The 11290-nt window shown below is 67.4% G+C and carries 9 protein-coding genes; 6 read left to right on the forward strand and 3 right to left on the reverse strand.

Annotated features, from left to right (window positions below):
* Window positions 1-22: 22 nt before the first annotated feature.
* From MSM1_RS11595 to MSM1_RS11610, 4 genes are read left to right on the forward strand one after another with little or no spacing between them, the layout of a single operon-like run.
* Complete coding sequence (locus tag MSM1_RS11595) at window positions 23-2845, forward strand: ATP-binding protein (RefSeq protein WP_213442302.1); 2823 nt, start codon at window positions 23-25, stop codon at window positions 2843-2845.
* Window positions 2842-3288, forward strand: a complete 447-nt coding sequence (locus tag MSM1_RS11600) for a roadblock/LC7 domain-containing protein (RefSeq protein WP_213442304.1) — start codon at window positions 2842-2844, stop codon at window positions 3286-3288. Before MSM1_RS11595 ends, MSM1_RS11600 begins: the two co-directional genes overlap by 4 nt.
* A 6-nt stretch (window positions 3289-3294) precedes the next feature.
* On the forward strand, window positions 3295-3669 hold the full coding sequence (locus MSM1_RS11605) for a DUF742 domain-containing protein (RefSeq protein WP_213442306.1): 375 nt from the start codon (window positions 3295-3297) through the stop codon (window positions 3667-3669).
* Window positions 3650-4246, forward strand: coding sequence for an ATP/GTP-binding protein (locus tag MSM1_RS11610; RefSeq protein ID WP_213442308.1), 597 nt, complete (start codon window positions 3650-3652; stop codon window positions 4244-4246). Before MSM1_RS11605 ends, MSM1_RS11610 begins: the two co-directional genes overlap by 20 nt.
* A gap of 8 nt (window positions 4247-4254) precedes the next feature.
* Here MSM1_RS11610 and MSM1_RS11615 read toward each other — a convergent pair whose 3' ends face one another.
* On the reverse strand, window positions 4255-6534 hold the full coding sequence (locus MSM1_RS11615; protein ID WP_213442310.1) for an ATP-binding cassette domain-containing protein: 2280 nt from the start codon (window positions 6532-6534) through the stop codon (window positions 4255-4257).
* A gap of 87 nt (window positions 6535-6621) precedes the next feature.
* Complete coding sequence (locus MSM1_RS11620; RefSeq protein WP_213442312.1) at window positions 6622-9204, reverse strand: FHA domain-containing protein; 2583 nt, start codon at window positions 9202-9204, stop codon at window positions 6622-6624.
* A gap of 409 nt (window positions 9205-9613) precedes the next feature.
* Here MSM1_RS11620 and MSM1_RS11625 point away from each other — a divergent pair, with 409 nt between their 5' ends.
* Together MSM1_RS11625 and MSM1_RS11630 are read left to right on the forward strand one after the other, a co-directional pair.
* Window positions 9614-10459, forward strand: coding sequence for a bifunctional methylenetetrahydrofolate dehydrogenase/methenyltetrahydrofolate cyclohydrolase (locus tag MSM1_RS11625; RefSeq protein ID WP_213442314.1), 846 nt, complete (start codon window positions 9614-9616; stop codon window positions 10457-10459).
* Entirely contained in the window at window positions 10456-10737 is a 282-nt protein-coding gene (locus MSM1_RS11630) for a DUF3017 domain-containing protein (protein ID WP_213442316.1), read from the forward strand. Before MSM1_RS11625 ends, MSM1_RS11630 begins: the two co-directional genes overlap by 4 nt.
* Here MSM1_RS11630 and MSM1_RS11635 read toward each other — a convergent pair.
* The gene (locus tag MSM1_RS11635) at window positions 10734-11129 is read right to left on the reverse strand and encodes a DUF732 domain-containing protein (RefSeq protein ID WP_213442318.1); all 396 of its coding nucleotides are present in this window, start codon (window positions 11127-11129) and stop codon (window positions 10734-10736) included. The genes MSM1_RS11630 and MSM1_RS11635 overlap by 4 nt on opposite strands.
* Window positions 11130-11290 lie beyond the last annotated feature (161 nt).

Below are 11290 nucleotides of genomic sequence, written 5' to 3' on the forward strand. Positions count from 1 at the left end.
TCGGTAGCACGGCCGCGGCTCAGTGACGGTGTTTGCCGGCCCGGCCAAGGCGGCCGCGGCGGCTACCGACGATGACTCGAATGCCCCGGCCGCGCAAACCGCGCCGGCCAAACGTCCACCGAGTTGGTCGCTGCGCAACTGGCCCGTTCGGTGGAAGGTCGTCGCGATCGCGTTGGTGCCGCTGCTGCTGTCGATGGGCTTCGGCGGCATCCGTATCTATGGGGCGGTGACCGAGGCCCACGACCTCCGGCTGGCGGCCGAGCGTGCCGACGTGGTCCCAGCGATAGCGAAATACATGTCGGCTCTGGACGTCGCGTTGCTGGCAAACTCCGGCGTGGGCGACGTCGCGGGGGCGAACAAAAACTACGACGCACGCAGACATGAGCTGCGGGCCCGGCTGGCCGACACCGACGTGGCCCCCGACGTCCGCACCGCGCTGAACACCGTGCTCGATAGCGGGCAGGCGCTGCTGGACAAGGTGGCGTCCAATGACATCGGTTTGCGGGAACGGGTGACCTCGTATGCGCCGATCTTGATGACCGCGCAGAATGCGATCACCGGGTCGGTGCGGGTCGATAGCGAGCGGGAGCGGGCCAAGGCAGCGGGCTTGAGCCGTGCGGTTGGCGTGCGCGGCCAGATGATGATGCAGCGGCTGATGGTGACCCGGGGCGCCGACCTGCCCGAGCCGGAGTTGCGGGTCTCGATGATTACCCTGGCCGGCACCGAGCCATCGACCCTTTACGCGTTGGGCGAGGTGCTCGGAGCCGGCTCGCCCGAAGCCAGGACACTGCAGCAGCAGATGGTCAGCCGAATGGCGATCATGTCCGATCCGGCCAGTGTGCTCGTCAACAACCCCCAGTTGTTGCGCTCGATACAGACCACCGACGCGATCGCGGACCGGGTGATCAAAGACACCGAAGCATCGCTGACCAAGACGATCCGGGACCAGGCCGCGGCCCGGCGCGATGCGGCGATCCGCGACACCGCGCTGATCCTGGCCGGTATTGCGACCGCGCTTGTCATCATTGTGCTTGTCGGGCGATCGCTGATTCAGCCGCTGCGGGTGTTGCGCGACGGCGCGCTGAAGGTTGCCCACGAGGATCTCGAGCGTGAGATCGCCCGGGTCCGTGCCGGCGACGAGCGTGCCCCCGAGCCGTTGCCGGTGTCCACCACCGAGGAAATCGGCCAGGTCGCCCACGCGGTCGACGAATTGCACTCGCAGGCGTTGCTGCTGGCCGGCGAAGAGGCCCGGTTGCGGCTCCTCGTCAACGACATGTTCGAGACCATGTCGCGGCGGAGCCGTTCGCTGGTCGATCAGCAGCTAGCGCTCATCGACCGACTGGAGCGCAACGAGGAGGATCCCGAGCGGCTGGAGAGCCTTTTTCGGCTCGATCACCTGGCCGCCCGGATGCGCCGCAATGCCGCCAACCTGCTCGTGCTGGCGGGCGCCCGGGTTTCGCGTGAACCACGGGGCTTCATGCCGCTGGCAGCGGTGATCAACGCCGCGGCGTCCGAGGTGGAGGACTATCGCCGGGTGCGCACGGCAATGCTGCCCGAGTGCACGGTGACCGGCGCTGCTGCCGCGGACGTCGTTCATCTGTTCGCGGAGCTGATCGACAACGCGCTGCGCTACTCGCCGCCGACATCGTTGGTCCGGGTGTGCGGGGAGCGACGAAACGACGGGGGAGTTGTGGTGCAGGTCATCGATCACGGACTGGGGATGACCGACGGTGACCGGCGGATGGCGAATATCCGGCTGCGTGCCGGGGGCGAAGTTACCCCGGACAATGCCCGCCATATGGGTCTCTTCGTGGTCGGCCGGCTGGCCGATCGGCACGGGATGCGGGTACGGCTGCGCAGTTCGGCAACCGAGGAGCGTGCCTCCGGCACCACGGCCGAGGTCTATCTGCCCCCGGGCGTCCTCGCCGGCCATTCCGCCGACGGCCGGGTCCCCCGCCCGCGCGCCCGGGCAGGCGCTGGGCCATCGCGCGCGACCACGGCGCATGCCGCGCCCGACACTCAAACCGCTGCCTCTACGGTGGCGGCCACGAACCTTGGGCCCGCGGACCCCGACGCCTCGCAGCGCGACGGGCCGCGCCCGCCGGTCACGCCATTACCCCGTCGCGACCCGGGATCCAGCGGTATCACCGACCTTCCGGCCCGGCCGACGACACCCGGCGACGCCGCCGAGCATTCGCGCCGACGCCCGCGACGGGAGCCCGCCCGGCCGTGGTGGGAACACGCTGCTCGGCAAGACCCGGAACAACCGCCGGACCAAGGGGTATCGGATATCTCGGGGTATTCCTCCGCACGGCCACGGGCCGCTCGCGCAGGCGCCCCGGGCGACGATGCGGCCCGGGGTGGCGAGCCCGACCCGCGGCCCGCCGACACCTCCGCCGAGGACGTGATCTATCAGCGGATGCTGTCGGAGTACCTCGTCGACCCGCGCGAGCTGGGCCGAAGCGCCGACCTCGATTGGAGGTCGGTATGGGACCGGGGCTGGTCGGCGGCCGCCGAGGCCGAGAAGGTGCCGATCCGCGCGCACACCGATCACGGCCTGCCGGTGCGAGATCCCGGTGCCCGGCTAGTACCCGGGACGGCCCTCCCCGAAACTTCGTCATCGGCCGGCTCGCCCGTCAACACGGCGCGGCACCGGGCTCCCGAGCAGCACCGGGAGAGCGCGGCGGCATCAAACGGCGGATCCCAGGCACGACAGACGCCGGCAAATACGGTGCCGGCCCGCGACCCGGACGCCATCCGCGCCTCCATCGGCAGCCATTTCGGTGGCGTGCACGCGGCACGATCGCATGCCCGCGAGACGAATCGAGGAACTGATCACGAATGACCCATCTCGCGCATAACAATTCGCTGGATTGGCTGGTTTCTCACTTTGCCCGCGAGGTTCCCGGCGTGTCGCATGCGGTGCTGGTGTCCGTTGACGGCCTGCTGATCGCCGCCAGCGAGCATCTACCTCCCGACCGGGCGGATCAGCTCGCGGCGGTCGCGTCCGGACTGGCTAGTCTCGCCACCGGCGCCGCACAGCTGTTGGAGGGTGGACATGTGTTGCAGTCGGTAGTCGAGATGCAAAACGGCTACCTGCTGTTGATGCGGGTGGGCGACGGCTCGCATCTGGCGGCGCTGGCTGCCAGCTCGTGCGACATCGGCCAGATCGGTTACGAGATGGCCATGCTGGTGGAACGGGTGGGCGGGGTGGTGCAGTCGTCCCGGCGAACTGCGCCCGATGTGCCCGATCTGCCCGCATCGTCGCCGGGTTTCGCGCAGCCGTGAGCCGCGATGGGCAGACACGAGACGCCACAACCCACGCGTGAGGCGAGCCTCGTCCGCCCGTACACCCTGACGGCCGGACGCACCAACACCAGTGTCGATCTTCCCCTGGAAGCTCCGGTGCAGACCCTGCAGCCGGCGCCGTTACCTCGATGGCCACCCAACGACATCCGGGGCGAGATCATCCACCTGTGCATCGATGGCCCTTCGGTTGCGGAAATCTCGGCCCGTCTGGATGTGCCGATCGGTGTCGTCCGGGTCTTGGTGGGCGATCTGGTCACGTCCGGCTTCCTTCGGGTGCTGCCGACGCTCACCGATCAGTCGACGACCGACGAACGCCGCGAACTCATAGGAAGGACGCTCCGTGGCCTACGAGCGCTCTGAGAGGGCCCCCGCCTCGACGAAGATCGTCATCGCGGGCGGATTCGGCGCCGGAAAGACCACGTTTGTGGGCGCGGTTTCGGAGATCATGCCGCTGCGCACCGAGGCGATGGTCACCGACGCGTCCACCGGCGTCGACATGCTGGAGGCGACCCCGCAAAAGCGCACGACGACCGTGGCGATGGACTTCGGCCGGATCACCCTCGACGAGGACCTGGTGCTCTATTTGTTCGGCACACCCGGACAGCGCCGATTCTGGTTCATGTGGGACGACCTGGTACGCGGCGCGATCGGCGCGATCGTCCTGGTCGACTGCCGTCGCCTCCAAGACAGCTTCGCCGCGGTTGACTTCTTCGAGCATCGCAACCTGCCGTTCCTGATCGCCGTCAATGAGTTCGACGGCGCGCCAAGATATCCCATTGCCGAGGTACGTGAGGCACTGACGCTGCCCGAGCATATCCCGGTTATCAACATCGACGCGAGGGACCGCCGCTCAGCGACCGACGCGCTGATCGCCGTCAGTGAATACGCAATGTCGAGCCTCCCCCCGGCGACGATGCGGGCCGAGACGGCCCGCTGAGGAGCCGATCAGGGACGCTTGAGCCTGATCTGCCACCGGACGAAAACGGTGTAAGCCACGAGCAATACTCCCAGCATCGCCATGTCGAACGCCCACGCGTGCGGGGTGTGCGCCCAGTGGCTGTCCTGCGGGCACAGGTTGGGGGATATCAGCGCTCGCACGTCGACGGTCGACGCGGTCGCGGCGTAGCCCCAGCGCGCCGGCGTCAGCCACGACAGCGGGTCAAGCTGCCGGTCGGTCACCGCGATCATCCCGCCGGAGAGCACGAGCTGCGCCATGATCGATACCACCAGCAGCGGCATGATCTGGTCGCTGGAGCGGGCGAGCGACGACAGGAGCAGGCCCAGAAGCGCCGACGCGACGCAGGTCGCGGCGACACCCACAAACAATTCGGCGCTGGCGGCCAGCTTTGTGGCACCGAAGACGACGGCCCCCTTGGTCGGCGCTCCCTTGCCGAGTACGACGATGGTGGTTGTGATCGCCGACTGAGCGACCGCGAACACGCTAAACACACCGACCTTGGCCAGCAGGTACGCTCCGGTCGATAGGCCGACCGCCTGCTCCCGGAGAAAGATGGGACGCTCTCCGATGAGGTCCCGGATTGTTAGCGCGGTACCCACGAAGACAGCACCGACGTTGAGCAGCACCAGCAGCTGCTCGGGTTCGGTCGGGGTGTCACCTCGCAGCGGGGCGGGGCCGAATCCTGTTGTGCCGCGAACGGCCAGCGCCAGGGCACCCATGACGAACGGCAACAGTGCCAGGAATGCGAAGTAGGCGCGGTCGGACACGATCAGCCGAACTTGGCGACGGGCGATCGTGGAGAACTGCCGCCACACGCTGGTGTGCGCAGCGGCACCCAGCTCTGCCTTTTTTGACGGTGCCATCGCTAGCGGCGGTGGGCGGTTTTGGGCGAGGAAACGCTGATTGGCGGCGTCCGGGTCGTCGCCAACCTTGGCGAAAATATCGGCCCAATTGGTGGTTCCCATCGCCGGGCCGATGCGGGCGGGTGGCCCGTAGAACGCGGTCTTGCCGCCCGGCGCCAGCAGCAGCACCTGGTCGCAGATGTCGAGGTAGGTCAGCGAGTGGGTGACGACCAGCACGACGCGGCCGGCATCGGCCAGCTGGCGCAGCATCAGCATCACTTGACGGTCCAGCGCGGGGTCCAGACCCGAGGTCGGTTCGTCGAGGATCAGCAGCGACGGGCCGGTCAGCAGTTCCAGCGCTACCGAGGCACGTTTGCGTTGCCCTCCGGAGAGCTTGTCCACCCGGGTATTGGCGTGCTCGGTCAGCTCGAGCTCTTCGAGAACCTGGGCCACGACGCGCGCGCGGTCAGCTTTGCTGGTGTCGGGCGGCAGCCGCAGCTCCGCGGCATACCCCAGCGCCTGGTTGACCGTCAGCTGGCGGTGCACGACATTGTCCTGCGGGACCATGCCGATCCGGCTGCGCAGTACCGTGTACTCGGCGTGGATGTCGTGCCCCTCGAAGGTGACCGAGCCGCGGGTGGGGCGGGTGTAGCCGGCGATCAGCCTGGCCAACGTGGTCTTACCGGCACCGGAGCCGCCGATGATCGCGGTGAGCGTGCCGGGTTTGGCCGTCAACGAGATGTTGGTGAGCAATGTGCGGCCGTGGTCGATGCTGAAATCGATCGCGCGCACCTCTAACCCGCCGGCCCGGGTCGCGGCCTCGGTCCGGCGGATCAAGGTGCCGTCGCTGAACACCAGGTCGACGTTGCCGATCGTGACCTGATCGCCGGCGGTCAACACCGCCGATTCGACCCGGGCCCCGTTGACGAATGTGCCGTTGATGCTGTGGTCCCGGATCTCGGTGCCGCGCGGCGTCGACAGCAACACCGCGTGATGGCGCGAGGCCAGGACATCCTGGATGACGATGTCGTTATCGGTGGCGCGACCGATCGTGACGGAGCCGGGTGGCCGCTGGGGACCGGGGGAGGGGTGCGCTTGCCGGCGGGCGGCACCGTGCTGGCGCCCCACCTCGAAAGTCAGCCGTGGCCCCTCGGGATCTCCGATGTTGACGCTTTGGCCGTCGTGGATGTCGATCAGCGGCACTCGCTGACCGTCGACGAAAGTTCCGTTCCGCGAACCGTTGTCGATCCCCAGCCACCGGCCTTGGTCGAAGCGCAGCAACAGATGCGATCGGGAGATCAATGGGTGAGCGACGCGCAGGTCTGCGCGCAGGTCACGCCCCACAACCACCTCATGGCCGGGGGCGAAGCTCCGTTCTGCGCCGTCATAGCGAACCGTTAGCACCGGCGGCGCGGATGCGGTCACGTCATTAGTATTGGGTGCCGCGGCGGTTATTTCGCGCCGTGTCGGGCGGAATTCGCCGGGCCGTTACCGGTGATTCGCGGGAACCGCTCAGCGACGCTTCAGCCGGATTTTCCACCACACGATGCCGGTGTAGGCGACCGACACCACCGCCAGCATCGCCATGTCGAACAGCCAAGCGCTCGGCTTGTGCGCCCAGTGCTGGTCTTTCGGGCTGGTCGGGCCCGGCACCAGCTTGTCGATGTTGATTGTGGATGCCGACGCCGCGTATCCCCAGCGCGCCGGCGTCTCCCAGGACAGCTGGTCGAGCACCATGCGGTCGGTCACCCAGATCATTCCGCCGGAGAACACCAGCTGCGACATGATCGATACCACCAACAGCGGCATGATCTGGTCTTGTGTGCGGGCGATCGCCGAGAGGGCCATCCCGAGGATCGCCGAGGCCACGGCGGTCGCGGCGACCGTGACGAACAGCTCGAAGCTGACATTGCCCAGGACCACGCCGTTCGTGGGGGGCGGGCCCCAGTAGGCCACCGTGATGGTGGTGGCGATCGCCGCCTGGGCAATCGCGAACACGGAGAACACCGCGAGCTTGGCCATCAGATACGCTTTGGTCGAGAGCCCGACGGCCTGTTCGCGCTGGAAGATCGGGCGCTCGCCGATGAGGTCGCGGATGGTCAACGCGTTGCCCATGAAGACCGCGCCGACATTGAGCATGACCAGGATCTGCCCCGGCTGATCGGGATTGTCACTCATCGGGTTGGCGATTCCCAGTCCGGTTTTGCCGCGCACGGTCGCCGACAGCACCCCGATGAGAAACGGCAACAGCGCCAGGAACACCGTGTATCCACGGTCGGAAACGACCAGCCGGATTTGGCGGCGCGCGATCGTGGAGAACTGGCGCAGCACGTCGGTGCGCACCGGCTCACCCAAATCCCTTGGCGCTGAAGTGGTTTGTACCTGCTGGCGATGCCGCCCCTCCCTTTCCAGGAAGCGGCGGTTGGCCTCGTCGGGGTCGGCGCCCACTTTGGCGAAGATGTCTGCCCAGTTTCTGGTTCCCATGGCCGGCTCGATCTGGTCGGGCGGGCCGAAAAACGCCGTCTTGCCGCCGGGTGCGATCAGCAGCAGCTGGTCGCAGACGTCGAGGTAGGACACCGAGTGGGTGACCACCAGCACGGTGCGGCCGGCGTCGGCCAGCTGGCGCAGCATCAGCATGACCTGACGGTCCAGCGCGGGGTCTAGGCCGGTGGTCGGCTCGTCGAGGAGCAGCAGCGACGGTCCGGTGAGCAGCTCCAGCGCCACCGAGGCGCGTTTGCGCTGCCCACCGGAGAGCTTGTCCACCCGGGTATCGGCGTGCTTGGTCAGCTCGAGTTCCTCGAGCACCTGTGCGACCGCCTGGGCGCGGTCGGCCTTGCTGGTGTCGGGCGGCAAACGCAGCTCGGCCGCATAGCTCAGCGCCTGGTTGACCGTCAGCTGGCGGTGCACCACATCGTCCTGGGGAACCATGCCGATCCTGCTGCGCAGCGACGCGTACTCGCGGTGGATGTCGTGGCCTTCAAAGGTGACCGTGCCGGAGCTGGGGCGAGTGTATCCGGCGATTAGCCGGGAAAGCGTGGTCTTGCCGGCACCGGATCCGCCGATGATCGCGGTCAGGGTACCGGGCCGGCAGGTCAGCGAGATGTGGTCGAGCAGCTGCTTTCCGTCGATGCTGAAGCAGACCGAGTTGACTTCCAGGCCGCCGGTGCGGGTGTCGGCTTCGGTGCGGCGCACCAAGGTGCCGTCGGTAAACACCAAATCGACGTTGCCGATGGTGACCACGTCGCCCTCATTCAGGATCGCGGACCCCACCCGGACCCCGTTGACGAACGTTCCGTTGACGCTGCGGGCGTCTCGGATCTCGGTGCCGAGTGGCGTCGGCACCAGAAACGCGTGATGACGTGAGGCCAGCACGTCCTGGATGACGATGTCGTTGTCGGTGGCGCGCCCGATCGTCGCCGAGCCGGCCGGCTTGGCGGGAGCCGCGGCTCCGGGCCGCAGCGCTTGGATCATCTTCGTCGCCAGGTTCGACACCTCCGGAGGCTTGGCGGCGGCGGGCGCCATCTGGGTCCGCGGCTGATAGCTCGACGGCGGCGCGGGACGCGCGGCGCCGTGCGCTCGCCAGTTCACCGGCTGCGGCGCGCCGTAGCCAGGCCCCCGCTGCCCACCGCCGGCCGGATACATCTGCCGCGGCGGCGCGCCGGGATGCGGGCGCGACGGCGGCCCCGGAGCCCACCTGGTTGTCGGGCGCATGGGCTGCGATGGCGCGCCGGGCGGTTGGACCATCCGCATCGACGACGTCAGCGGCGGCCGGCCCACCATCCCCTGGTGCCGCCCGATCTCGAATGTCAGCCTCGGCCCATCAGGGTTGCCGATGTTGATGCTCTGCCCGTCGTGGATTTCGACGACGGGTACCCGGCGACCGTTGACGAAGGTTCCATTCAACGACCCGTTGTCGATCGCCAGCCACCTACCCTGGTCGAAGCGCAACAGCAGATGCGCACGGGAGATCAGCGGATGGGTGATGCGCATATCGGCGCGCAGGTCACGCCCGATGACCACGTCGTGGCCCGCCGCGAAGGTACGTTGTGACCCGTCGTAGCGGACCGTCAACACGGGCGGGGCTGGCTGATTCATTGCAGCACCAACTGTAGCGGGTTGGCTCACCGCACCGACTGTAGTGGTTTGCGGCGACGGGGGTTACGAACGACCCGCCAGCTGGTTCGCGGAATTTTGCGTCTCGGCTTGTTTCTCCTTATTTCTCGTTTCTCCGCGATGACGCCTCGGCAATCGAGCTTCGTTGATTTATTGGACTGTTGTTTTGGGCTGTTGTTTCGGTGTCGTCCCAGGCCCGTGAGTGAGCAGCGCAACCGGCTAGCGAATCAACTGTGGCCCAATAGGTTTCGACGGCGCTAAAACTGGCCGATGGCCGGCGGTGCGCCGGCCGAGGCTTTGGCCAGCAACAATTACCCCGGGTCCGCAGACGCCTCGGCAGCCTGCGTAGCCGGGCGCGCTGGGCGGCCGGGCGGGTGTCAGACTGTCAGATGTGACTGCGATAACGCTGGACGGTAAGGCTACCCGCGACGAGATCTTTGCCGACCTGAAGCGGCGGGTGGCCGCGCTGACCGCAGCAGGCCGCACACCGGGGCTTGGTACCATCCTGGTCGGCGACGACCCCGGGTCACAGGCCTACGTCCGCGGCAAGCACGCCGATTCGGCCAAGGTGGGCATTACCTCCATCCGCCGGGATCTGCCCGCCGATATCTCTCAAGTCAAGCTGAACGAGACTATCGACGAGCTGAACGCCAATCCCGAGTGCACCGGGTACATCGTGCAGTTGCCGCTGCCGAAGCATCTCGATGAAAACGCGGCCCTGGAGCGTGTCGACCCGGCCAAGGACGTCGACGGTCTGCATCCAATGAACCTGGGTCGGCTGGTGCTCGGCGCCCCGGCGCTGCTGCCGTGCACTGCGCGCGGCATCGTGCATCTCTTGCGTCGCTACGGCGTTGAGATCGCCGGCGCCCATGTGGTCATCATCGGTCGCGGCGTGACCGTTGGTCGCCCGCTAGGGCTGTTGCTCATCCTGCGCTCGCACAACGCCACGGTGACGTTGTGCCACACCGGAACCTGCGATCTGGCTCGGCTGACCCGACAAGGAGACATCGTTGTCGCGGCAGCGGGTGTGCCGCACCTGCTGACCGCAGACATGGTGCGCCCCGGAGCCGCTGTCATCGACGTCGGCGTCAGCCGCACCGAGAGCGGGCTGGTCGGCGATGTGCATCCGGAGGTGTGGGAGGTCGCCGGTTACGTTTCGCCGAATCCCGGCGGCGTCGGACCGCTCACCCGGGCGTTTCTGCTGACAAATGTCGTCGAGCTGGCAGAGCGGCTATGAGTGCCCGCGAGACGATCCGGGGCCAAGCGCCGATACTGCTGGTTGGGCTGATCTTCCTCGCGGGGTTCGGTTTGGTGGCGGCGAATTTCTGGCGGCGCGGGGCATTGCTCATCGGCATCGGTGTGGGGGTGGCGGCGGCACTGCGGCTGCTGTTGTCCGACGAGCGGGCCGGTCTGCTGGTGGTGCGCAGCAAGGGAATCGACTTCGTCATGATGGCGGCGGTCGCGGCGGCGATGGTGTACATCGCGTCGACGATCGACCCGCTGGGGACGCGCTAGATACTCGGCACACCCGGCAATTGCGGCAGGCTTGGTAGGTTGCCGTTGGCGATTGATGCCATCATCGACGGGCAGTACATCGATATCGCAATGCTGGTGAACATGTCCGCCATGGCCGGCGACATCCCGCTGCTGCCGGTGATGCTCGACACTGCGGAGGCAAACGTCCCGCCGGGCTGGGCCAGCATGGGACAGATCGACTGGCCAAGCGCCACCGCGCTGCCGGGGTCGCCGTAGTTGATACCGGCACCGGTTAAGGCGGACAGGAATCCGTCATCGATCGAGTTTGCCTGTGCCGGTGTCGCAGCCGCCCCTGCGGCGGCTGCGACACCGAGAGACACCGCCAGCGTGGGAATGATCATCGGCTTTCGGGCCGCCCGCTTCGCCGGCATCTCGCGCTCCTCAGGTGTTTGGAGTGCGCTCACGGCACTCGACAGTTTCTTGCATGACCATGGTCTATCGGCGTCACATCGACGACACGACGGGATAAAGATTCGTGCACGGCGCGATACCACCGATGCGACGGCCAGGAGGAGCCGTCGCTCCTCGGCGT

This window comes from Mycobacterium sp. SM1 (genome assembly GCF_018361265.1).
Taxonomy (GTDB): Bacteria; Actinomycetota; Actinomycetes; order Mycobacteriales; family Mycobacteriaceae; genus Mycobacterium.